The sequence below is a fragment of the Egibacteraceae bacterium genome (assembly GCA_040905805.1).
Taxonomy (GTDB): Bacteria; Actinomycetota; Nitriliruptoria; order Euzebyales; family Egibacteraceae; genus DATLGH01.
Genome location: JBBDQS010000059.1, coordinates 1 through 23,913 on the forward strand (window position 1 = coordinate 1; position 23,913 = coordinate 23,913).

Here is a 23,913-nt window from a genome sequence, read left to right on the forward strand (position 1 = left end):
CGAGACGCTCGAGTGCCTCGGCGTATCGAGGCAGCTCCCCGTCGAGCACCTCGTCGAGCACCTCGTCCAGCAGCTCGCGTCGGCTCGTCCGTTCGACGTACTCGCGCACCGCCTGGCGTGCCACCTCTTGCATGGAGCGACCCTCCCGCGCTGCGCGGCGCCGGAGTGCTTCGACTTCCTGATCGTCCAGCCGCAAGGTCATGGCCATACGCAGATGGTATCACGACTGATACCAGCGTCATGCCCGCTCGCGGCGGAAGCAGGGGCGACGCGACGACACGCGTCTTGCGGGTAGCCGACCGTACCTCCAGGGCCGCTCGCTGGCCGACCTGGTCCAGGACGGAGCCTCCGGAGTCGGAGCGCGCCCGCACGCTCGGGACAGACATCGCGGCGGCGTTGGCGTACACCCACGAGCGCGGCGTGGCCACCGTGGCCTCAAGCCCGGCAGCGCGCTCCTCGACGGGCAGGGCCGGCACTCGAAGCCGGGCTTGTGGGAAAGTTACCTGGAGCGTAATATTGGAGCGAGTCAAGATGGACAGACTCACACGGATGTTACCATGCAGGTGCAGCTCATGACCCAGACGATGCGGACGCTCTACCAGCTGGCTGAACCACAAGCAGGCTACTTCACGACCGCACAGGCCGTCGGCGCGGGCGTGTCACGCCGTGTCCTGTCGGGCCGTGCCCGCCGCGGGGACATCGAGCGGGTGCGCTACGGCATCTACCGGCTGCGGGACTTCCCCACCCACCCGTTCGAGGACGTCGCCGCCGCCTGCCTGTGGGCGGGACCGGCCAGCGCCGCGAGCCACGAGACCGCCCTGGCTGTCCACGGCGTCTCCGACGCGATGCCCGCCAGCATCCACCTGACCGTTGCTCGGCCCTTCCGTGGCAGCCAAACCGGCGTGGTCGTCCATCATGCGCCCCTGCCCGACGAGGACCGCGAGACGCGCGACGGCGTTCCCGTGACCACGATCGCCCGCACCTTGCAGGACGTCGCCACCTCCAGTGACCCCGCACTGGTGCAGCAGGCGGTCGAGCAGGCGATCGCACAAGGCGCCTTGAACCGCCGCCAGCTGCGCAAGATCGTCCGTGACACTCCCGAGCTCGCGCCGCTGGTCGTCGGTGCGCTGGTGGACGAGTAGATGAGCGCGCGCCAGCGCTACCGGACGCCGGCGGCGTTCCGCGCTGCCCTGGAGCAACGGCTGCGAGCTGAGGCGCAAGCGTCGGCGCTGCCGCTCAGCCGCCTCCGCAAGGAAGCCGCCTTCAACCGCCTGCTCGCCAGGCTGCGCCACGCCGCCCCCGACACCTGGGCGCTCAAGGGCGGGCTCGCGCTGATCGCCAGGGTCGGCATCCAGCTGCGCGGCACCAAGGACGCCGACGCCAACTGGCGCGCGACCCGCCAGGAGCTGGAGGAGACGCTGTCGGCGGTCACCGACCTCGACCTGGACGACTGGTTCACCTGTGAGATTGGCGACGGGCGCCCGCTGGTGGGCGAGGGTGAGGAGGGGGCGCTGCGCTACCCCGTGATCATCAAACTCGACGGGCGCATCTTCGAGCAGCTCAGCCTGGACGTGAATGTCGTCGGGCCGCAGGATCCACGGCCTCTCGAGTTGGTAAGGGTTCAGCGCAACCCCTTCGAGTTCGTCAGCGAGCCGCACGTGGAGATCCGCATGGTGACGCCAGCGCAGCAGCTGGCGGAGAAGCTTCATGCCTACACACGCCTGTACGAGGACGAGTCCAGCAGCCGCGCGAAGGACCTCTTCGACATGTTGGTGATCGCAAGCCAGGTGCAGCTGCCCAGCGGCCCCACGCTCACCGCTGCGGTCCGGCAGACCTTCCAGATTCGCGCCACTGACTGGCCACCCACGCTGTTGGAGCCTCCGCCGGACTGGGCCGAGCCCTGGAAGGCGTTCATCACCGACTATCCGCTGCAATGGGGCGACCTGCGCGACGCTTTCGTTGCGGTGCAGCGGTTCTGGAGTCCTATCCTGACCGGAGTCGCTGCCGACGCAGGCGCCTCCTGGCAGCCGCATGCATGGCAGTGGGCGTGACGCCCTTGACCGGCTCGTAGGCCCCATGACCTTCAGGCCACCGAAGCAGCGGGTCGGATGGGACTTCCCACTCGACGTCACGCTCCGGTCCCGTGTTTCCGCAGGCGCGTCGAGGTGTGGGCTGAGCGCTGGAGCCGCGGGCATGTCGAAGCGCACCAGCGGGCAGGGAGCTGTCCGCGACCTCCACGAGCAACGCGACGTCCTCGGGGCGTGGATGGCCGAGAAGGAACCCGTCGTCACGAGGCCATGCCAGCACGAGATCTGGCTCCGGTTCGGAGTAGGAGCCGATGAGAACCGGGTTCTGCACCCGCACCACGACATCGGGACCGGCGAGCTGGACGAACATCCTGTTGAGCCGGTCCACGAGAGCGGCGTGCACCGGACCGCTCGGCGACATCCGGACAATCTCCCCGTCGAGCAGCTCCACACGGTCATCCTCGCCGAGAACCCCCGCCAAGCCCATCCGCTCGTACTCGCCGACGGTGAACCGCCGTCGCGGCACCTCGATCCGGGAGATCCCGGATTACGCGCTCATACCACGATCCTAACGCTGCGGTCCAGCCAGCAGCTCCTCGCCGATCCGCCACCATGTGCACGAAGGGGCTACAGACCGGCCCGGTCAGAGACGGGTGACGAGGTTGCGACGCTGCACGTCGGTCGCGGCGCGCTCCACGGCGGCGACGTGCTCGCGAGCCACCCGGTAGGCCCGGCCGCGCTCCTCGGCTCAGCAGCCCGCCCGCTCGGCGACGTCCCGCAGGCGGGTGTCGCGGCCAGTCGACGGTGAACGGGGCGAACGCTCGCCGACAGTGCCCGCGTCGAGCCTGGTTGTGATCGGGACGCCTTCGACTCTAGGCTGCGGCGCCCGAGACGCCCTTTCCGGCGTTTGATGTTGCCGAATGATGGCTTTTCGACCCGCCATGGTTGGTCGGCGGTGTCTCGCGCGTCACCATTGGCCCGTGGATGTTGCCGCCATGGCCCCGATAGGCGACCTTACCATACTGTCGGTAAAGTTGGGGTAGACAGGGGTCGACGACACCTCCATGATGGATCTCCGATGCCAGTTCTAGAGTCTTCCCCCCAAGAAGAGCACCGCGGATCCTCGGCTGGCGCACCGGCCGATGTCGTCATCGTGCCCGGAGGGACCGGGGCCGTCCACTACCTGCAGATCAAGAACAGGAAGCCAAGGGGCCCGCTTCCTCGTCTGCGCTGGTGGATGGCCCGATGGCTCTACCCAGATGCCGCACCCGGGGTGAAGGAAGCCGCTGCTCAGATCGTGGCTGTTCAACGCCTGATTGAAGACTCATGGGACTCCGTCCTCGTAGCGGCACGGCTGGCCACCGACGACGGCGCTAGGGAAGGGTTGGACGATGTCCTCGCGGCACTCGGGCTCGATCGAGCTGAGTTAGAGGCCGAACTGAAGGAGGACATCGAGTTCGGGCAGGCCTGAAGGGTTCGATGTGGTACGTGTCGCCCTTACAGCGTTCGCCGTCGATGACCTCCGCAACCTCGATCCAGACATTCGGCGACGGGCCGCCAAGAAACTCCTCCACTTGTCCAAGAGCGGCGACGTGGGGCAGCCGCTTGGGCGGGCGCTTGTGGGCTGGCGCAAGGTAGTGCTCGGGAACCGCGATTGGCGGATCATCTATCGGATGTCTGAAGACGGCTCTGAGGCGACGGTATGGGCCGTCCTCTCCCGGGGCGACGATCAGTGCTATAGGGAGACGCAAGAGCGCATCAGAGAAATGGGGGATGATCACCCCGTGGTGATACCTTTGACAGCGGCAGTGGACGCCTTACGGAGTGCCCGACGGGAACTGGACCTGTGACCTGTGGACGCCTCGGGCGAGTGGCGGGCTACTCGTCTTGCGTCCTTCCACCTCCTCGACCTTGATCCACTCGGCGTCAGGGTTCCATCGGTTGATCGAGCAGCGACGCCGCCACCGTGACGCGAAGCCGTCCGGCCACCTCTGCGCCGCAGCCCACTCGTCGCGGGCGTCAGGCGACGCCTGGTACGCCTGGTAGACGTCGTCGGCCGGCCACTCCGCCGGGCGCTCCACCCGATGGTGGGATTCGAGGGGGTCTGCCGCCTCCGCCTACCACCGAGAGAAGCGGTCCGTCGGGTCGCCCGGGCGGGCACGGGGGAGTCGCCTGCGATCGGCCCGCCAGGGCAATCTGGCGGCGAACGGCCAGGGGCGTCGGTGGGTGCGCGTCGCCAGTCGTGGTGGGCTTGGGTTGCTCACTCGAGTCGCTGCACCAGGAGTTGTTCCGGGCTGCGGGTTCCTGGACGGCGGTCTCCCGGCGCGACGGGCCCGCCATCATCACCGCCTCGGCCGGCGTCCAAGACTTGACGAGCACGTGCGAGCTCGCTGGGGTCGAAGGGCGGCGGGTTGTCGATGATGGCGCGCTGGCGGGCGTCGAGTTCAATGAGTTCGTGTGTGTCGAGGTGGCGGAGACGGCGGGCGAGGTAGCAGTCGGCCTGCAGGCATGCCTAGTCCCAGGCGGCGCGGGCGTCGTGGCGGGACGCGGCCGGTCGTGGGCCGAGCATGAGGGTGTAGGCGGGGACCTCGTAGCGTTCGCAGCTCGACGAGACACCCGTGCCAGGCAGCCTGGTCCAGCGCCCGAAAACCGGCGCGGGCCCGCTCACTCCCGGCCTCACGCATGCCGCCCCGCCGAAACGACTCCTCACCACCCGGCGAATCAACTCACCCGACTCACATCGGTGTATCTCGGATCAACCCTGGGTGTCTGGGTGGAAATGCCGCGCGCTTCAGGGCACGCGGTTCTATCGCTTGTCGTAGTTGTACACGCCTTTGACCTCACGATTGAGGTAGCTGCCCTTCGAGGGAGCGACAAGGAGTTCTTCGTAGATCTGGGCTGGCACGTCCAAGTACACGTACAACGAACCATCCTTAAAGATGACATGCAGCTCCATGTTGTCGTTGTCGTATCCGACTTGTTCGAGATTGGACGAGTCCACGTAGGTCATGTCAGGCATTGTTGGCTCCTTGTTCATCGTCCCCGGGAAGGGCAACGCCGGTCTGCGCTCTCCAGTTCGAAAGCGCGACCTTATAGTGCTCGGTGGCGGGCCGCGGCAGTTCGATCCAGCCGAGGGCAAGATCGGGATCGGATCCAACGACCTTGTTCCTCGCAACCGGGACTCGAACCCGTGATGGGATAGGCATGGCCTCGCCAACCACGAGCGCCTCTCCGGTCCTCAGCGATGGCAACAGAGCAGCCAGGTTCGCCAGGTCATCCGGCATTGTGGCGGTGACTCTCGAGCGGTCGGCCTGGTTTGTCAGGCGCAAGGCGATCATCGTGCCGCACTGACTGATCGCGGTGCTGTCGAGTTCCGTCGGGCGCTGAGTCACGAGCATCAGACCAACCCCGTACTTGCGACCCTCCTTGGCAACCGTAGCGACCGTCCGCTGCGCATGGCTCTCCCCGCTGTCCGGCAAGAACAGGTGTGCCTCCTCCAGCACCACGAGTAGCGGTTGTGCGAGGCCGCCTACTGGCAATCCGGCGGCCCAGAACAGCGCGTCGTAGACGATCCTCAGAACGGTGCCCGCCACAAGCGACAAGACATCAGCGGGTGCACGCGACAGATCGATCACCGTGATGGGGCGGTCGTGCCCCACCCAGCTTGCAACAAGTTCGTCAAGGTCTTCCTCGATCTGGCCATCCAACGCCGGAGTGAAGTCAAGCCCGGGAGAAAAGAGGAACTTATAGCGCGAATCGCGGAGACGGTTCCGCATCAACGCGAGACCGCGTGCAAGTCCACGACGCGGCCCCTGGAAGGGCGATCCGCCAGCGAGCGCTTGGTGTGGGTTGACATTCGCAATCAATGCCTCAGGGTCACCGACGGTCTGCGGGGGCGCCACCTGGGTCTTGGCATTGTCGAGATAGGTCCGGTTCTCGTAGTCGTCGAGGTCGAACCAGAGCTTCTTCGCGCTGAAGGGGATGGGCGAATCCGCGGAGATCGCCTCAACAGGCGGTGGTGTTGGAAGCTGTTTGGCCGCAGCTCGCTTGAGCGTCAGGACCTCTTCACGAACGGCGGCGTCCTGGCCGGTGTTGAGATCGCCGAGGGTGGCCCGCATCAGCTCGTCGAACGGAAGCGCCCAGAACGGGACGTAGAGCGGCGATTGATCTGGATTCTCCGGCCTGATACTGAAGACCCTGCCGCTCTCGCCGACCGCATTCGCGTACTCGCCATGGGGGTCGAGCACGACTACGCGAGCTGCACCAAACCCCTGCGTCGCGATGGACTCGAGCAGCACCCCGACAAGGTTGGACTTTCCGGCTCCGGATGAACCGACAACGATGGAGTGCCTGGTGACCAGTTTGGCCAAGTCGAGCCGAGCGTCGATGCCAGAGCCAGATGCGATCGTTCCGATGACGAGGGGCACTCGGATCTCCGGGCTTCGGTAGATCTGATCCAGTTCGTCGTTGGTGACGAGATGCACCTCATCACCAAACGTTGGATGCTGGCTGACTCCGCGTTGGAACTCGCCACCCAGAGACTCCCCGAAGAGGGTAAGGGTGAGCCACCGGCCATCAATCTCTCCCTCTCCTTGGCCAACAATGGCGTGCGGCAATGCTGCCGCACCGACTTGGGTACAGACGCCGTAGAGATGCGAGTAGCCGAGAGGAACCCGTAGAAAGGCCCCAACCTGGCCGACCCGATAGGACTCACCACCGACCAACGCGAGTGAGGACAGGCCGGCGCGAAGGTGGACACTCACGGTGCTACCGCTGACGGACTGAACCTCCCCAACCAAGGTCGGCGGAATGGGGCCCATCACACGCCCACGGTCGGCGAGTCCATCGCCAGCAGGAACCTGCAGAACCAGTTGAAGTCTCCAACGCGCATCACACCTGTGATCGGTATGAAGCCGTCCTCCTGACGTGCATCGCTATCGAATGCGATATCGACGAATGACGCCGTGGGCCCGTCGATCGGACGCGGTAGCGCCCACTCGGCACGTACTCGTCTCACGATGCCTTCCCTCGGTCCAGCCACGATGAGGTTCATGCGATCCGCCGCCAGATCGCAGAGGTTGGGAACTTCACTGAGCTTCGGATGCACGAGGGCGATGGCATGATTCGCGGGATGGCTGTCTAGGGCAGCCACGATGGCAGCGTTGATGTGTTCGTCATTCCAGCTGTACCCACACGAAATTAGTAGGGCCCCTTCCTGGGACATGCTTCGGGCGAGCCGATCAAGCAACGCCAGATATGGCTGCTTTCTAGACTCGTCGTACTTGCGATGTGACGGCAGAATCATCTCACCGGAGCACGGTCCGGTCAGGCGGACAACTGAGCCTGCTCGCGACTCCCAGTTCACGGATCCGTGCACCTTCCAGAGGCGCACCCATTGATTGCCGGGCAGCCAGGCGTCACTCTCAAGTGCATCCGGACTGAAGTACGGCGCGTAGCTGCCCACGAAACCATCGAAGACAGGCACGCGCGCCAACTCCAGTGAACGCTCCACGAGGACGTCGTAGTTTGTGGTGAAGATCTCGACGGGATGTCTCCGCCGAGCGTGGCGGACCCAGACAGCGAAGTCGTCGTGCGGAAGGGAAGAAGGGATGTCCAACTCCGTCGGCGAGGTCATCTTGACGATTGCCGTCCGAATTGCGCCTTCAAAGGCCTCAAGCTGCTCGATGGTCAAACCGAAGACCAGCTCTCCTGCACCGGTGGCATCGATCTTGCGCCTGATTCGCCCAAGCATGTTCTCGATATGCGGCTCCAGATCCAGCGCTGTGCACTCCGCTTCGAGAGCGCCCCAAGCTGCCGCATGCTCCGCCGACAGCGCGGCAACGCCCTCCTTACACGTGGCCGTCATCGGCCCCAGTGCTGGAATCAGCGGAGTGTGGACTGGCTTGTCGCCGGGAGCGGCAGCAGGAGCGGTATTCGCCGCGCTCGAAGTGCCAGCGCCGAAGAGGAACAGCAGCCGCTTGTCGTGCGCTGCGAGATGATCTTGCAGGAGCTCGACAACTCGTTGAGGGTCATGCTTACCCACTCGCACCCCCCCTGCTTATCGTGCTTGTCTTGTCTCGTCAGCCTGCGTGCACGTCGGACCTGCTCCTACCATGTCGCGGGACTCACCCAACTTCGGGCCGATCCGACTGTGAAGACTCATCCGGGATCCACCGGAAAGGTTGGCGTGTGACGGGGTCGCCTCAACGGAAAGCGCCCTCTGACGCTGCAACAATACGGCGGCGTGCTCCTCGGCCAGCAGGGCCGCTAGTCGTGCTGCATAGATCCCAGTCGTCAGCAAAAGCGAGCTTTTGTTTTAACTACAACGCCGTAACGAATCGAGATTGTTGTCGGTTGTGGAATCCGGTGATGAACGGATTCGGGGCGCGCCACAGCGCGAGCAGTCGATCCTTTCCACGTTCGCCTCCCGGCCCGTCTGCGCACCCTGGGTGTAGAACGTGTGGCCGTTTGCCATCGCGGAAATGACCTGCTCGACGGTCCACCTCGTTTCGGCGCTGTGCGTGGTAGCCCCTGTTCCGACCTCCTTGATGGCGGCATGGTCATGGGCTCGCCAGGAGGGTTCCTGGATGGTGCACACGATTCGGTACCGCATGAGCCGCTGCTCCATATGAAGGTTGCGCGTTGCCTGCAATCGCCAACAGTGTCGGCTATGTGTCGAAGACGCAATACTGCATTTTGACTACGGCAACGCCTGCAGCGACCCCCCACGAGACGGCGAGACGGCCGCCGCGCCTCAGGGCGTCGGGGACATCGGCGCAGCGGCGTAGGCGATCTGCAGCGGGGCGCACCAGATGACGATGGAGGCGACCTGCTCGGGGGTGACCCCGTCGGGCAGCCGGTAGTTCTGGTCGCCCAGGGTGGCGGTGATCTCGCCGAGGTCGACGTACTCGGCCTCGAAGACCGCCGCCGACGTGGTCGGTTCGGGCTGCTCGCTCACCCACACGAACAGGTCGGGGCTGGCCACCGTCTGGAAGTCGGTGAAGCGCAACGCCAGCGACCCGTCGGGCATGCGGTACAGCGTCGCGGTGCCCGCACCGGAGCGCTCCACACCGGCGAACTGGCCCTCGGCCACCACCTCGGCGGCTTCCATGCCGTCAAGCGGCGGCTCCTCGTGCACGCTGTCGACCTGCTGCTCGACCGTCACCTCCCACGGTCCGGAGCCCTCGATGTCCAGCTCCAGGAACCCGGTGTCGATCGAGAACGCCTGCTCGGACGCCGGGCACGCGGTGTCCACGAGCGGCTCGTCGGCCGCGTCGACCTCGACCCGCAGGTCGCCTGACTCGCACGAGTAGATCACCCGCCACTGCAACGCGTCCTCGGGGATCGGGAATTCCGCCGAGTCCGACCCGTCGCCCGACAGGGTCAGGATCTGCTCCCAGCGCGGCGCCGAGCGCACCTCCGCGTCGGGGTCAGGGGTGGCCCGCTCGACCTCCTCGAACGGGTCGGCCAGCGGGTCGGCCGCAGGCTCGGAGCCGCCGCAGCCGGCCGCCACCAGCGCCAGCACCGCCAGGACCGTCACGAGGCGCAGCAGCCGGCTCACCGCTCACCCGCCCCGTCGGTCTGGGCGTACTCGACGACCTCGGCACCAACCTTGCGGCCGAGCTTCAGCGCCTCGACGTTGTCGGGCTCGTGGTGGATGCCGCCGTACAGCCGGGAGATCGACGCCTCCTCGGCGCGCTCACGGAACAGGTCGGCACGCTCGGGGAACAGGTAGGACATCACCATCTCCGCGGCGCCGGAGTACGCGCCGTGCCCGGACGGGTAGCCGGGGAAGATCGGCGTGTCCCGGTATGGCTCCCAGTCCGCGTCGATGCCAAGATCCCGGATCGCGTTCTCCGGTCGCGCGCCCCAGTAGGTGTACTTGGCGCCCCACGCCGCCACCCCGGCGTCGTCCATCGCCACGTTCAGCAACGCCACCGCACGCGCCGCGCGCGGCAGGCTCAAGCGCTGGTCGGCCAGGAACGCCAGCACCACCTCGTTCCAGATGCCCGGCGGCAGCGCGGTGCCCTCACCGCCCTCCCAGAACCTCGCGATGGCCTTCTGCTCCTCGGTCAGGTTCTGGTCGACCTCGTAGACCTCGAGCATGGCGTCGTAGAACTCCTGGGAGTCCGGCGCCGGCGGTGGGGGCGGGCGGAACTGGTCCCCGGACTCGAGCACCCACGTCTCCCACGTGCCCGCGAGCGGGCTGACCGGCACCTGCACCGATCCCGGCGGCTGACGCCACAAGCCGGGGGTGTCGGGACGCAGCTCCTGCCAGTTCGCTGCTCCCTCACGGGTGGCCACGTCCGGGTCAACCGCAACGTCGGACTGGGCACGCTCTAACACCAGCTGCCCGACGCGCCGGCCAAGCTCCAGGCCCGCCGCCACGTCGCTGGGGCGGGCGACCCCCGCCAGCACCCGCGAGCGGGCCGCCTGCTCCGCAGCCTCCTCCAGGCGCAGCGCCGGCTGCTCGGGGAACGCGAACGCCAGCACCGTCGACGCCGCCCCCGCGATCGCCGCGTGCGCCGACGGGTACGACGGGTCGGCCTCCGCCACCACCAGCGGCTCCACACCTTCGGGCGCCTCGCGGTCGTAGGTGTACTTCCAGTGGTAGGCCGCCACCACGGCATCGTGCATCACCACCGACACCAGCGCGTACGAGCGCGACGCCGCCACCGGGTCCTTCGTGCGGTTGGCCACGAAGTCGAGGGCCCGCTCGACCCACGGGGCCACGGCCGGCACCACGTCCCACCGCTCGACCAGCGCCTCGTCCTCGCTCGTGCGCCCCGCCACCGCGGCGCGCAGCTCGGCAAGGTCCTCCTCCGCCTCGGGCGATCCCGCCTCCGGCGGCGGCGGCACCGCCACCTCCGCCCCCGACGCCAGGATCCACGGCGCCCGATCCCCCGCATCAGGCTCCGGCGGCAGCGCCTCCGCCGACACCGCCGCCCCCGACCCGCAAGCCGACGCCACCAACGCCACCACCACCAGCAGCGCTACACGTCTGCGATGCGCGCCGATCTGGCCAATGAAGCGCACGGACCCGCTCAGCTTCCCTCGGCCGAAGGGGTGCTCGGTGGCGGGATTTGGGGGCCGACACGGATATCGGCGTTCATGCCCTGGCGGTGATGGGGTACTTCATCGGGGCCGTCCTGCATCACGCACAGCAGCGCATAGCGGCCGGCGCCCAAGTTCGCTGCGAACACGCCCCGCTGCCCAGGTTCTCGGTCAACGAGGGAATATATCGGGATCACCCCGTGCCTGCCGGCGTCCAGCCATTCCTGCACGCCTTGTGCCCAGTCGGGCAACGCGACCAGGGTCAATTCATGGTCGATGTCACCGTCGTTGTGGACCTCGAACACGACCCTGCCGGGATCGAGCACCGCCTTGTCGAGGGTCAGGTCGAACTCGTCCATGCTGATGTCCACGACCTGCGGCGTCACCGGCACACCGCCCCCAACCCCGAAAGTGCACCCAGCGACAAGCAGGCTAAGCGCCGAGGCAAGCCCTGCCCACCATGCCCCTAAGCAACCGCGCGGGCTCGACGTCCCGGGGCCGCCTTGCCGGCCATGGCGTTTTGGGTGCCGGGGCAGCATCCTGATCATCGATCCTTCCCACCGACAGGCGTCGCCGTGGGCGGAGTGGACGGGAGGTGGCGGCGCCACACGATGACGCCCACAAGCGCGACGGCGATGATGCCCACGGCTGCCGGCCACCCACCGATCCCACCGGTGCTGCCCTGGTCGGCGTCGATACCGTCCCAGCCAGGCTGGGTGATCAGGGTCGTGAACACGTTCTGCCCGCCGGTGCCCGGCGCGGGGTCGCGACTGTCCGGCCACGCCGCCAACGACGCATTCTTGTCGGGGATCAACGCCAACCGGGTGCCGAGATCGTACTGTCCCCGCGCCGAGGGCACCCCGTAGCGGGCACCGTTGTGACTGGTCGAGCGCAAGCTGGTCACCCGAACATTCGGCTCGAACGTCGCACCTTGATCGACAGACCGAGAGTAGTACACATGCTGGTAGACGTTGCTGTCGTCGTTGCGGCGATCAAAAAAGACCACCTCGACCCGACCGTCAGGCCCCACCCCAACCTGCGGCAACAGTTGGTGCCGACCGTTGCCGCGCCTGTCGTCGTTGACCCGCACCGGCCGTCCCCACGTCCCGCCCTGATCGTCTGACGCTGCTGCGAACACGTCCCAGTCGCCGTTGCGGCCATCGTGCCAGGCAACGTGCACACCACCGTCCCCGCCCGCGGCGACCGCCGGGGGCGCCATCGTGAAGATCAACATCACGCGCTCAGGCGGCACGACCCCATCGTCGACCACCACCGGCTCCTCGAACGTCTCGCCCCGATTCGTGGACACCCCGTGCATCACCGACCACGTGCCGGGCCACGTATCCCCCTCCAAACCGCGGTAGTCACGGCTGTCGTCCTCCAAGTCGTAGAACGCCACATGCACCGCGCCGTCCACTCCCAACGCCACCGCGGGCGCGACCGCCCGCGGCTGCCCCTCGGGATCCGACACCAGTACCGGCTCGGACCAGCTGCGCCCACGGTCATCGGAATGGCTCGCAACGATCGGGTTGGGCGGCGCGGGCAACCCGCCAAGCCCAGGCTCCTGGGACGTGCGGAGCCACACGAGATGCATCCGCCCCTCCCCACCAGCGGCACGGTCCAACACCATCCGCACCTGATAGTTCCCTGGCCCCAGCACTTCCCACGGCTGCGACCAGCTCCTGCCGCGATCCTCACTCGACGTCAAATAGACCCCGTACGGCCGGTTGCCCGGGCCCTCCAACCCCACAAACAAGTAGAACAACGTCCCGTCCGAATCGAACGCGACTTCCGGCCCATAGCATTTGTCCACACCTTCAGGCAACAGCGGCACCGGGTCCACCGGCGCCCACAACCGTCCCCCGTCCCCCGACAACTCCAACCCGCAAGAGAAGTCCGGCCTATCAACGCGCACCGCCAACGCCACCACATCCGAATCCGTCGGATCCACCGCCACCTCCGGGGAGTTCTGCGCCCGCGCCGCCCGCATGTCATTTCCCGACGCCGGCATCTCCTCGAGGACCTCGACACGATCGGCACCATCACGTTCGGCCCCTGCAGCCGCACCTCCGATGAAGAGCCCAACGACCACCGCCGCACACAGCCCTGCTCCACGTGGACGCAACCGCTTCAACCCACCCACCACACGCGCAAGCGCATGCGTGTAACCCGCGGAACCCGTGGTGCAGCTCCTCACCTGGACTCCAGTGCGTGTGGCGAGGGCCCGCCACCCGGCCGGGCACAAGTCCGTGTCCAGCCCGGGGTGGCGGGCCGCCGAATGGCCCGGCGTGCAGCAGCGAGCTGCCACAGCCTTCGGGACCTACACGACGGTGAACGACAGGGGATCGGTCGCGGTCGCCGCGCCGTCATCCGCCCCGTTGAGGTGCGTCGCAGAGGTCTGGTCGTCGGAGTCGCTGCTGTAGAAGCACATGTAGGTGTCCCCGGTTCCCAGGTCGACACCCTCGTCGTCCTCCCAGTCATTCGGGCCGTTCAGGTCACCGAACGTGCCCTCAGCCGAGACCGTGGTCTCGGTGCCGGCCCCGTTCACGGTGTGGTCCACCGCGCTGTGGTTGGCGATCGTTGCGAACTGCGAGCCGAAACTGCTCTGCGGCGTGCCGTAGTGACACGTCGGCGACGGGTCGTCGCCGCCGCTGCTCGGGCTGTCATAGTGGGTCGGGTTGACGATCCCCAAGCTGTAGTCACACTCACGGTCCTCGTCACTGGTGCCGCTGTCCGCGTCGCAGCGCGACTCGTCCTCGATGCTGTGCACGATCACGCTGTCGCCGTCGATCGTGTCGCCCTCCGAGATGTTGGGCCCGTCAGAGCTCGAGGTCCCGTTCGTGCCGTCCACCAGCTTGGTGCATGTCCACGCCGTCGAGGCCAGCGCGAGCACCATCGCCATAATCGTCACGGTCAGCGTCGTCTTGCGTCTCATCGTCATGAGCGTCGTCCCCTTCCAAGGGATCGCGAGGCAGCACTCGATCCAGCGCCAACAACGCCGCCCGTACAACCCACACCTTTGCAACCCGGGCAACAGCGGCACAATACCGAATATTGGCTATATGAGCCCCACACCTGTAGTTAGTGGACAGGGACACCGCGCCCGGTTGCTGTTGTGTGACCGGCCCCGGGGAACGCCCGTATGACTGACCTGTCGGCTCAAGCGCGGGCCCCCACGTGCTGCCTGATAGGTCAACGCGGTTCAACGACACCCGGTTGTAGGGCGACACCCTGAATGAGGATGCTCGCGACACCTTCGGTGAGCATGAACGAGGGGTAGGCGCGTGCGGGGACCGCGCGACCGTGGCCGTAGAAGGGGCTCGCAGACACCGTCGGAATGGCTGGGCATCGACGTGCTGACATGACCGGACGCCCTGACGGTGGCGCGAAGGCGCGGGCGCAGGGGTGATCGGCCTGCGACGGGCGCGAGTGCCCGCGTCGCCAGGCTGGGGTGAGCCGTGGCTAGGAGCTGGGCGGGTGCAGATGGGGGCGCTGGCCATGCCGGCCAGGCTGGCAGCTCACCACAGCGGCGGGTAGGGGCGGGTCGTGTTGGCCAGCAGCAGCCCGCCGGTGACTGCACAAGCGCACTCCCACGGCTCCAGCTTCGAGGTGCCGGCGGAGCGCTGGAAGGCGGCCGCGGCGGCGCCGAGCAGCCCCACGGCAGCCTGGGTCGGCGTGGCCCACCCCGCTGGCGGGTCGAGCCGCCACGCCGACGCGTCGAAGCGGTAGACCGCACGGGTGCAGTAGGCGGCGAGCTCGTCGGCGCGGCCGCGCAGGCGACGCAGCCAGCCGCGCACGGTGTCGGCGGGCACACCGAGCGCGGCGGCGACGCGCCGGTGCCCCTGGCCGGTGGCGGCCGCCACCAGCGCGGCGCCGATGACCGAGACCGTATAGGCCCGGCGCAGCAGCACGCTCACAGGCAGCAGCACGTGCGTGCCCTGGCAGGCTCGGCAGCGGGCGCGGCGGGGCCGCAGCACACACACCCGATCGCGAGCGCGCACGATGCGGTGGCGCGCCCACCCCCAAGGGCGCAGCTCGCCCGAGCAGCCCGGACAGGCGAGCTCACCGCGATCAGGGCCTGCTCGGCGCGGGCGGGACGATCAGGGACCAGCAGCATGACGAGCACCTCCACGAAGCATCCGCTGACAGGAAGCCCGGCACGCTGCCTGCCACCGCCCCCCAACGCCAACCCTCCCCAGATGCCCGTCCTCACGCACAGCGTCGTTGGACTGCCCGCCGGCGCTCATCCTGCGTGTCGCCCTACACCCGGTCGCCGGCACGCAGCACGCGGCGCCGTGCCCACCCCCACGGGCGCAGCTCACCAGTGCACGGGCAGCTCACCTTCCCGGCGCGCAGCGCACAGTCGGCGGCGGGGATCTGCTCATCGGGAACGACGATCATGGCGGGGATCTGCTCATCGGGAACGACGATCATGGCGGGAACCTTCCTGTCGCGCTGATGGAGCCCGGCAGGGTGCACGCTCCACCCCCGTGTCGTCCGCCCATCGGCAGTGCCCGTCCTCAACTGCGGTCACGCCGCCCTACCCCCAGATCCTCATCCCAGGTGCCGCCCAACAACAGCGAGGCGGAGAAGGACCGTGCGGTGCGGATGGTGTTCCAGTTGCGCAAGGAGTTGGGCACCGAGCACGGCGCGGTGAAGCGGGTCGCGGAGTTCTCCTCCGGCGAGCTGCCGGCCCTTGCGTCGACCTGCCTGAGAAATCGTCGGACTCTCCTGAGATCGGGCCCCACAAGCCTCCCAGGCTTGGGCAGTTTTCCGACGGAGGCTCTATCACGAAGTCAGACGCAAACCACTCCTCGCTGTCGTATCTCGGCCCGATCGAGAAGGAGGACAACTACCAGCAGACCAGCCGTGCCGCACAACTGATCTGTCCGTCGAACCGGGTCAACCTCAGGGCGGATCTCCAGTCCTTGAAGGCGGCACGCGTTATTCGTGTGCGAAGACGTCGGCGTTGAAAGCGCCGAGCAGGCGGGCGAGGAAGGTGGCCATCTGGTCGCGGCGGGTGGTGGCGGCGGGCTGGTAAGTGCCGTCGGGCTGGCCTTGGGCGAGGTTGAGCGCGGCGGCGGTGTCGATCGCGTCGGCGTGGACGTTGCCGGCGGGGACATCGCTGAACCGGCCGGTCTGCGACGCGGTCAGATCAGCGCCGGTGGCGTATTCGGCGGCGCGGACCAGGAACGAGGCCATCTGGTCCCGGCGGATCGGCTGGGCCGGCCCGTAGCTGTCTGCTGACAGGCCACCCGGCCCGCCCGCGATGATGCCCGCCGCGGCCAACCGGTGGATCGCATCGTCATGGGTGGACCCTGGATTCACGTCCACGAACCGTTGCGCCCGCGGCTCCGGTAGGTCCACCCCGGCGGCCTGCAACGTACGGGCGATGAACGACGCCATCTGATCACGCCGCACCGGCTGCGCCGGCCCGTAGCTGCCATCGGCGAAGCCCTGGGCGATCCCATGACTGGCCGCGCACGCCACCGCCTGCAGATGCGTGTCCGGTATGGAAGCCAGGTCGGTGAACCCCACGGGCGGTGCACCCTGCGGGCACGCGGCGGCGACCAGCTCCTCAGGACTCAACGGCTCGCCGGGATCCCCCGGATCCCCCGGATCCCCGGGATCACCGGGATCACCGGGGTCTGCAGGGTCAACCTCGGTAGTGGCGCTGACCGGGTTGGACACCGGCCCCAACGTCCCGGGGGTGGTGCGGGCCCGCACCGCGAAGTGATAGGTCGTGTCCGTGTCCAACCCGACCACCGACAGCTCCACCGTCCCACCGACCTCGGGTGTGGGCGTGGGCGTGCACACCCCCCCGCACAACACCGCCGCCGCCTCGAACTGCTCAACCGTCGTGATCGGTTCGGCCGACTGCGCGACCACATAGCCCGGCGCCGACCCCCCGGCCCCGTCGCTCACCGCCGACCACGACAGCCCCACCTCGCTGGCCGACATCGCCGTCGCCGTCAGGTCGTCGATGGTGCCGATCTCGCCCGGTTCAGCCTCCACCGTGAACTCGCTCACCGACGTGACTTCCGAGGCCAGGGTGACGTCGGAGTCCTCCACGGCGTTGGCGACCGTCACCGCAACCGACCCCACCTCGACACCATCCGGCACGGTCGCGGTGATCTGCGCGGGCGACTCGACCGTGAACTCCGCCGGGACATCCCCGAACCGCACCTCGTCGACACCGGCCAGGTCGAACCCCTCAATGGTCACCTCGTCACCGGCCCGGCCGCTGGCCGGGTCCAGCCCGGTCACCTGCGGGCGCGGGGTGTACAACTCCACCAACGCGACCCCGACGCCGCCCCGGGTGAGTTGGCCCGTGAGACCGCCGACGGCGACGACACTGCCACACCGGCTCGCGCACCCGCGGGTCAACGCCGCCGCACCGTGGCGCATCCTCGCCTGCGCCAACGCCCCCGTGACCCGCCAGCGGCCCACCTCGGCGTCGAACACCTCGCTGTGGACCATCGCGTCGTCGTCCCACATCGTGCCGGACGTCCCGCGCCCGCCGACCGCCAGCAACGACCCGTCCGCCAACACCACCACCGCATGCTCAACGCGCGGATACTCCAGATTGCGCACCGGCTGCCAAGTGTCCGTCGCAGGGTCGAACGCCTCCACCCCCGAAACCGCCCCCGCCGCGATCCCATACCCGCCGATCACCAGAGCGCGCCCGTCGGCGGCCACCGCCGCGGCATGACGATTGCGGGTCTCGGCCATCGCCGGCCCCTCGCTCCACTGCTCACCGGCCGGGTCGAACAGCTGCGCCCGCCGCGACTGGCCGAACGCACCCGTCGTGCCACCCGCCACGAGCACCCGCCCGTCACCGAGCAGCGTCGACGTGTGCCCGAACAACACCTGGTCGGTCGGCTGGCCCTCGGTCAACCGCCACTGTCCGGTATCTGGGTCGAACACCTGACTGGTCATGTCCAACCCCTGCACCCGACCGATCACCAACAGCCGTTCGTCCGCCAGCAACGTCGCCGACCCTTCCTGCGGCGCCGCCGCCATCAACGCCGGAGCAGACCAGCTGTCGGCCGCCGGGTCGTAGATCGTCGCGTGCCCCTGCGCGCTCTCGTCCAGCCCGCTGTAGCCCGCGACCAACGCCCGCCCGTCCGCCAACGGCGCGAACAGCTGAAACGATCCGATGTCGGGCGGGTCCGCCGCGTCGGCCAGCGTGTTCGTCTGCGGGTCATAGCGGACCGCCGATTTCGCGCTGTCCTCGAGGATGAGCACATCCCCCTCACCCACCACCAGCGCCTGCGCCTGGTCCGCGAACGGCAGTTCCCCCACCGGTGTCCACACCCCCGACGGCTCCACATACGCGAACGTCGCGTCAGAGTCGGCCGCCGACTGCCCCGCCGGCGTGGTTACCGTCACCGGCACGTCACCGGGCGCGCCCGGCGGCACTACCGCCATCACCCGTGTGTTCGACTCCACCCTCACCTCGTCGGCGGCCACCCCACCAAAGGTCACCGCCGAGGTCCCCGACAGGCTGTCACCGGTGACCGACACCTCCACCCCGCCGTCGGTCAACCCCGACGCCGGGTCCACCCCCGACACCGTCGGCGCCGGCGTCACCGGCTCCAGCGACGGCGGCGCATACACATCCGCGGTGTTGCGCCCGCAATGCAACGCCCCGCCGACCACCAACGCGCGGCCATCCGCCAACGCCGTGGCCGTATGACTCTCCCGCGGCGCACCCATCAACCCCGCCGACCGCCACACACCCGGCGCGTTGCCCGCCACCCCATCATCCCCCGACGGGTCGAACAACTCCGCCGACACCAAACAATCGTTAGGCCACTCGCCGCCGCCGGCCAGCAACACCGACCCATCTGCCAGCAACGTCAACGACGCCCCCGCCCCGCGGGGAGGTTGCGTGGGCAACGCCGTGGCCTGCCACACCCCCGTCGCAGGATCATAGATCTCCGGGGGCGCCGGCTGCCCATCCTCGTCGGTGCCGCCCACCAACAATACCCGACCGTCCGCCAACCCCGCCACCCTAGTCGCACCGATGTTGCGGGGCTGCTGCAACCCGTCCGAGGCCTCCCACCGGCCCACCACGCCCGTCTCCGCATCCACCGGCGACGGATCGAACACCTCCATCCCGTCTGTTGTCACATGCAACACATTGCCGCACCAGCCGGGAGGCGACTCTCCCGAACACGGCACCCCGTCAAGAACCACCATCCGGCCACCCTGGAAGTGGGGGGTGTCCGCCTGCGTCCACGTCCCCTGCTCACCCGACCCCGCCGGCGGCGGTTCGAACAGCATCTGCCCGCGCATCAACACCTGACCGCACCACACCGGCGGACCGTCACCCCCACATTCGGGCCCGTCCAGCAACACCGCCAGAGGGGTGTCGAATGGCGCGTTGGCCACCTCCGTCCACCGCTGCCCCGCAGGTGCCGCGGGGTCGTAGATCTCGGGCACCGTGTCAGACACCAAAAACGTCCCCGAAGCCAGCACCCGTCCATCCGCCAGCCGCACCAACGAATGCCGCGCGCGCCCGTGATGCATCGGATCGGTCGCCTGCCACTCCCCGGTCGCCGGGTCGTACACCTCCGCCACCGTCGTGCCCCGCTCGCTCGGGTCATCACCCGTCACCAACACCCGACCGTCGTCCAACCGCACCGCCGCGGCGTCCGCGTGCCCCGACACCGGCTGACTCGTCGACTGCCACACCCCCACCGGCTCCGAGTCCTCCTGCGCCACCGCCGGCACCGGCGTCGGCATCGACAACCCAGCCGCCACCGCCAACAAGACCGTCACCGCCAACAGCCGATACCGCCGGCCGCCGTGACCCTCGCCGATCACCGCCGCCCCACACCACACGCGACGTCCACGGCCACCCCGACGATCAACAACCACACAAACCCCCAACATCGAAACGCTCACGTCACAGGAACCCTGCTCACACCCGCTACGGCACCACACCGCCCACACCACCCGCAATACCGAGAATGCACTACCACCGCCCGGACCCATGGTTTGCGTTTGGGCCGCAGGGCATCGCCCGCGCCGCACGCCGCGGCGACCTGCCCCTTCGGTGAGGCCACAGAGTCCGGCTGCGGCCCACCGAAGGGCACAGGTTACGGGCAGCGGCTAGGGAGCGGGGGGGTAGATCTCGTGATCATTGCCCTCGGCGATCGACTGCTCCAGGCCACCGAGCAGCGACGCCCAGTCGGCGTGCACCGCGTTGGTCTGACCGCCGGCCACCATCGTGTACCAGGCGGTCGCCACGTTGCCCTGCCCACCGGCGATCGACGCGTACGGGGCACTCGTCGCGTTGCCCTCGCCACCGGTGACGGTCGACTCGCGGCCACCTGCGGTGTTCGCCTCGCCACCGGTGACCGTCGCGTGAGATCCATCAGCCACGTTGTTCAGGCCGCCAAGGACGGTGCCGTAGTTCTCGCTGGCGTTGCCGCCCTGACCGCCGAAGACCGCCCCTCGGAAGTCACTGGCGACGTTGCTCGATCCGCCGATCGCGACACTCTCCTCAGCGGTGGCCTCGTTGGAGAGACCACCCACGATAATGGACGCCTCACCGCTTGCGACACCGTTGGTGCCACCGAAGATCGCAGCTCCAGAACCCGTCGCTTGTGCGTTCTGGGAGCCGAACACTGATGAGGGCGATCCATTGGCCGTGTTGGAGAAGGAACCAGCGATGGTTGACCATTGCCCGGTCGCTGCATTGGCTCCGCCACCCATGACTGTGGAGTACTGGCCGGTCGCGGTGTTGAGCTGGCCGCCGAACACCGACGCCCAGGGGCCGCTCGCCGTGTTCGTCAGACCACTGACAACGCCGCCCCAACTCGTCCACTCGTGCTGGTCACCCACCACGATGTAGTGCGAGCCGGTCCGTGTCGACGTGGTCTCCGACTGCTGGTTGTAACCGACGATCAGGTTACCCAGCCCGTTGGCCGACGCCGTCACGGCGTCGTCGTGGCCGTTGAGCAGCTGCAGGTTCATCCCCTCGAACACGAGCGTGTCCCGCGTCTCGGTGTTCTCCGCATCGTCGGGAGCGACCGGCACGTCCTGGCGGGTCACGCCAGCGAGCGTGGACTCAAGCGTGCCGACCCGGCCTTCCAGCTCGGTCGTGTCCAGCTCGGCCACCTGTGTTTCCAGGTCGCTCACCGTGGACGCAAGCGCCGCGTTGTCCGACTCCAACGTGTCGACCGTGCCTTGCAACTCGCCGACGGTCGTCTCCAGGCTGCCAACGGTCGTGTCCAGGGTTCCGACCGTGGTTTCCAGCTCGTCCACCCGGCTCGCCAGCGCCGCGTCGCCGCTGCCCGACTCGAGCTCGTCCACCCGCTGCGTCAACGCCGTGTTCGCCGCCTCAAGCTCATCCAGACGGGTCAGCACCGCATCCATGCCCTCCACCGTCTCGGCGGTCTGCGCTGTCTCGGCGGTCTGCGCCGTCGCGGCGTTCACGACCGGGTCCTGCCCGGACAGCGCAGCGGTGCGGTCGAGGAACGACGCCATCTGATCACGCCGGACGAACTCAGCCGGACAGTATCCCCCGCCAGCGCAGCCCTGGGTGATGCCGGCGTCGCGCACCGCGGTGACCGCGTCGTGGTGGACGTTGCCGTCGGGAACGTCGTTGAACCCGTCGGAAGCCCACACCCCCACCGGCAACGCGACCAGCACGATCGCCGCCGCCAGCATGGCGGCCCACACCAGCCGTCGCTTCATAGCCGAACCTTCGCGTCCTTGTCTGGTCATCACGGGTGATTCCCTTCCGATCAATCGCCGCGGGTCTGGCGTCAATGCAACTCACACGGTGGCGTTGCACCGGCGACCCGCAACGTGGTCATGGACTGCCATGTCCGCCCCCCACGCGCGGTGCGCGCGATTCCGACGAACGCACGGAGTGGACCGTCGCGACTCGGCCGCTGCGTCGCAATACCGAATATTGGCTATTGACCTTCGACACATAGCGGCCGGGTGTCGCCGGACCGGGCCCAGGCCCCCCAGTACGCGCGGGAACAAGGGCCCCCGATCGCGTCGAGTGTGGCGGCGGGCAGCCGGGTGCGATCACGTCGCCCTGAGCGAGGTTCAACGCGGCGGCATCTGCCGACCGAGCTTCCCGCCTAGCCGACCGCCCACGCCGACCAGGCCCAACAGCACGGACACGCCTGCGACGCCACGCAACACCGAAGGGGGCACAGGGCTGGAAATGCTGCGGGCGAACGTAGCGAACTGGCGGACGAGGTCCTGCTTCTCGCTGACCTCGGTGCCCGCCCGCGTGTCGCTCCACACCGCCAACGCGCGGTCGGGGGTGGACAGCAGGCCGAGCCGCGACCCCAGGTCGGCCATGCCACGGAAGCCGCCGAAGCCGACCCGCGAGTCGAACGGCCGGTCCGACAGCACCAGCCGATCGGTGAACGTCGCACCGGCGTCGTGCGAGAACGCCAGCGACACCGCGTTCATCACGTTCTCGTCGGCGCCGTCGCGGCGGTCGTAGTAGACGACGTCGACCCGCCCGGACGGGGCGACGTCGAGCGCGGGCAGGTACTGGGCGGTGCCGTCAGCCGGGTCGGTGTCGTTGACCCGCACCGGCGAGCTCCATGTTTCGCCATTGTCGGTGGAGCGCCACACGAACACGTCGGCGTCGTCGTGGTGGCGGGCGTGAAACGCCGCGTACACCCGGCCCCGCTCCCGGTCGACGGCCAGGGACGGGACGTCGGGCAGGAACACGAGGATGCGCGTCGGCGGGTTGAACGCGTCCACCGTGGTCTCCGACCACGTGCGGCCTTCGTCGCCCGAGCGGGCGGCGACCAGCTCCCACGTGCCCGGGTAGGGCGGCCCGCCGCGGCCCTCGTGCCCGCCCGCCCAGTCCAAACGGTCATCACCCAGGTCCAGGTACAACAGGTGCAGCACGCCGGCGGCGCCGACGGCAAGCGTCGGGGCGACCACCCTGGCGCGGTCGGGGTCGCTGACGGTGACCGGCTCCGTCCAGGACACACCGCCGTCGTCGGAGGACATCAGCCGGAGCGGGTAGCCGGTGTCGGGGAACGCCAGCGTGGCAGTCTCCTCGGCCTCCAGCCACGTGAGATACAGCCGGTCGGCGTCGTCGGGGTCGGCGGTCAACCCGACCTGGAAGGCAAGCTCGCCGAGCAGCCGGGACGGCTCGGACAGGGTCTGCCCGCCGTCGTCGGAGGAGGCAAGCCACACGCGGTGGGGACGGTTGCCGGTGCCCCGCAGCGTGACGAACGCCACGTGCAGCGTCCCGTCCGCCGCGAACGCCGGCTGGGGGGCGTAGCACTTGCCCTGCGGGTCCGCCTCGGGCAGCCGCGTCTCCTCGAACGTGGCGCCGCCGTCGGTCGAGACGTGCAGCGCGCAGGCGAAGTCGGGGCTATCGAGGCGGTTGCCGACCACGATGTTGGCCGGGTCGGTCGGGTTGCGGGTGACCACCGGGGAGTTGTGGCCGGACTGGTCCAGCGGGTCGCCCGCGCCCGCGTTGATGGGCAGGTTGCCGCCGGCGAGCGCCGCCTGCGGCGGATCGTCGAGGCTGGCCGACAGCACGAGCAGTCCCGCCCCGATCAACACCAGCGCGATCCCGACCGCCGCGGCCAACCACGACCCGGCGCGTCCCTGCCGAGCCGACGGATCCCCACCATCATCGCCGGTGGCGTGCGCGGAGGAGCGTGGTTGCGGCGGGCCGGTCGCCGGCGTGCCCGCAGTCCCACGCTCAACCATCGTCGCCCACGCTCCGGCGGCAGCGTTCGCCCGTGCCAACGCCCGCCGCCCACCGCCGCCGTTCACCTGATGCACCAGGTGGAGCGCAGCGGTGGGCGACGAGCGGCACGGCCGG

General features: G+C 68.6%; 17 protein-coding genes and 1 pseudogene. 5 read left to right on the forward strand and 13 right to left on the reverse strand.

Features of this window, described 5'->3' with window-relative positions; translation table 11 throughout:
• Window positions 1-557 precede the first annotated feature (557 nt).
• From WD250_07175 to WD250_07195, 5 genes are all read left to right on the forward strand, one after another.
• Window positions 558-1,142 (forward strand): type IV toxin-antitoxin system AbiEi family antitoxin domain-containing protein, encoded by a 585-nt coding sequence (locus WD250_07175; GenBank protein MEX2619985.1) that lies wholly within the window; start codon window positions 558-560, stop codon window positions 1,140-1,142.
• Window positions 1,143-2,051 carry a nucleotidyl transferase AbiEii/AbiGii toxin family protein gene (locus WD250_07180; protein ID MEX2619986.1) on the forward strand — a complete coding sequence of 303 codons (909 nt, stop codon included), beginning with the start codon at window positions 1,143-1,145 and terminating at the stop codon, window positions 2,049-2,051.
• A 142-nt stretch (window positions 2,052-2,193) separates the two neighbouring features.
• A complete protein-coding gene (locus tag WD250_07185) occupies window positions 2,194-2,835 on the forward strand; it encodes a hypothetical protein (GenBank protein ID MEX2619987.1) in 642 nt (213 codons plus the stop codon).
• 429 nt (window positions 2,836-3,264) lie between these two features.
• Complete coding sequence (locus WD250_07190; protein MEX2619988.1) at window positions 3,265-3,498, forward strand: hypothetical protein; 234 nt, start codon at window positions 3,265-3,267, stop codon at window positions 3,496-3,498.
• A 10-nt stretch (window positions 3,499-3,508) separates the two neighbouring features.
• Complete coding sequence (locus WD250_07195) at window positions 3,509-3,877, forward strand: type II toxin-antitoxin system RelE/ParE family toxin (protein ID MEX2619989.1); 369 nt, start codon at window positions 3,509-3,511, stop codon at window positions 3,875-3,877.
• Between the two features lie 956 nt (window positions 3,878-4,833).
• Here WD250_07195 and WD250_07200 read toward each other — a convergent pair.
• The 13 genes and pseudogenes from WD250_07200 to WD250_07260 all read right to left on the reverse strand — a co-directional run bounded on the left by WD250_07200 (window position 4,834) and on the right by WD250_07260 (window position 23,798).
• The gene (locus WD250_07200) at window positions 4,834-5,037 is read right to left on the reverse strand and encodes a KTSC domain-containing protein (GenBank protein MEX2619990.1); all 204 of its coding nucleotides are present in this window, start codon (window positions 5,035-5,037) and stop codon (window positions 4,834-4,836) included.
• A 1-nt stretch (window position 5,038) separates the two neighbouring features.
• A complete protein-coding gene (locus WD250_07205; GenBank protein MEX2619991.1) occupies window positions 5,039-6,790 on the reverse strand; it encodes an ATP-binding protein in 1,752 nt (583 codons plus the stop codon).
• Window positions 6,791-6,846: 56 nt separating this feature from the next.
• Window positions 6,847-8,070 carry an SIR2 family protein gene (locus WD250_07210; protein MEX2619992.1) on the reverse strand — a complete coding sequence of 408 codons (1,224 nt, stop codon included), beginning with the start codon at window positions 8,068-8,070 and terminating at the stop codon, window positions 6,847-6,849.
• Between the two features lie 711 nt (window positions 8,071-8,781).
• Window positions 8,782-9,588: a DM13 domain-containing protein gene (locus WD250_07215; protein MEX2619993.1), complete on the reverse strand. Its 807-nt coding sequence runs from the start codon at window positions 9,586-9,588 to the stop codon at window positions 8,782-8,784.
• On the reverse strand, window positions 9,585-11,063 hold the full coding sequence (locus tag WD250_07220; GenBank protein MEX2619994.1) for a phosphatase PAP2 family protein: 1,479 nt from the start codon (window positions 11,061-11,063) through the stop codon (window positions 9,585-9,587). The genes WD250_07215 and WD250_07220 overlap by 4 nt, the downstream gene beginning before the upstream one ends.
• An 8-nt stretch (window positions 11,064-11,071) precedes the next feature.
• Window positions 11,072-11,440 carry a hypothetical protein gene (locus WD250_07225; GenBank protein ID MEX2619995.1) on the reverse strand — a complete coding sequence of 123 codons (369 nt, stop codon included), beginning with the start codon at window positions 11,438-11,440 and terminating at the stop codon, window positions 11,072-11,074.
• 185 nt (window positions 11,441-11,625) lie between these two features.
• The gene (locus WD250_07230) at window positions 11,626-13,173 is read right to left on the reverse strand and encodes an exo-alpha-sialidase (protein ID MEX2619996.1); all 1,548 of its coding nucleotides are present in this window, start codon (window positions 13,171-13,173) and stop codon (window positions 11,626-11,628) included.
• Window positions 13,174-13,401: 228 nt separating this feature from the next.
• A complete protein-coding gene (locus tag WD250_07235; GenBank protein MEX2619997.1) occupies window positions 13,402-14,016 on the reverse strand; it encodes a hypothetical protein in 615 nt (204 codons plus the stop codon).
• Window positions 14,017-14,599: 583 nt separating this feature from the next.
• Window positions 14,600-15,124 (reverse strand): annotated as a pseudogene (locus WD250_07240) (hypothetical protein).
• A 217-nt stretch (window positions 15,125-15,341) separates the two neighbouring features.
• On the reverse strand, window positions 15,342-15,515 hold the full coding sequence (locus WD250_07245) for a hypothetical protein (GenBank protein MEX2619998.1): 174 nt from the start codon (window positions 15,513-15,515) through the stop codon (window positions 15,342-15,344).
• Window positions 15,516-16,025: 510 nt separating this feature from the next.
• On the reverse strand, window positions 16,026-19,868 hold the full coding sequence (locus WD250_07250) for an S-layer homology domain-containing protein (protein ID MEX2619999.1): 3,843 nt from the start codon (window positions 19,866-19,868) through the stop codon (window positions 16,026-16,028).
• Window positions 19,869-20,201: 333 nt separating this feature from the next.
• On the reverse strand, window positions 20,202-21,656 hold the full coding sequence (locus WD250_07255) for a hypothetical protein (GenBank protein MEX2620000.1): 1,455 nt from the start codon (window positions 21,654-21,656) through the stop codon (window positions 20,202-20,204).
• A gap of 498 nt (window positions 21,657-22,154) precedes the next feature.
• On the reverse strand, window positions 22,155-23,798 hold the full coding sequence (locus WD250_07260) for a sialidase family protein (GenBank protein MEX2620001.1): 1,644 nt from the start codon (window positions 23,796-23,798) through the stop codon (window positions 22,155-22,157).
• Window positions 23,799-23,913: the final 115 nt, after the last annotated feature.

Coding starts and splice junctions, on each gene's coding strand:
- WD250_07185 (MEX2619987.1), top strand. CDS start 2,194: ATGTCGAAGCGCACCAGCGGGCAGGGAGCTGTCCGCGACCTCCACGAG.
- WD250_07175 (MEX2619985.1), top strand. CDS start 558: ATGCAGGTGCAGCTCATGACCCAGACGATGCGGACGCTCTACCAGCTG.
- WD250_07245 (MEX2619998.1), bottom strand. CDS start 15,515: ATGATCGTCGTTCCCGATGAGCAGATCCCCGCCATGATCGTCGTTCCC.
- WD250_07180 (MEX2619986.1), top strand. CDS start 1,143: ATGAGCGCGCGCCAGCGCTACCGGACGCCGGCGGCGTTCCGCGCTGCC.
- WD250_07190 (MEX2619988.1), top strand. CDS start 3,265: ATGGCCCGATGGCTCTACCCAGATGCCGCACCCGGGGTGAAGGAAGCC.
- WD250_07235 (MEX2619997.1), bottom strand. CDS start 14,016: ATGAGACGCAAGACGACGCTGACCGTGACGATTATGGCGATGGTGCTC.
- WD250_07260 (MEX2620001.1), bottom strand. CDS start 23,798: ATGGTTGAGCGTGGGACTGCGGGCACGCCGGCGACCGGCCCGCCGCAA.
- WD250_07225 (MEX2619995.1), bottom strand. CDS start 11,440: ATGGACGAGTTCGACCTGACCCTCGACAAGGCGGTGCTCGATCCCGGC.
- WD250_07200 (MEX2619990.1), bottom strand. CDS start 5,037: ATGACCTACGTGGACTCGTCCAATCTCGAACAAGTCGGATACGACAAC.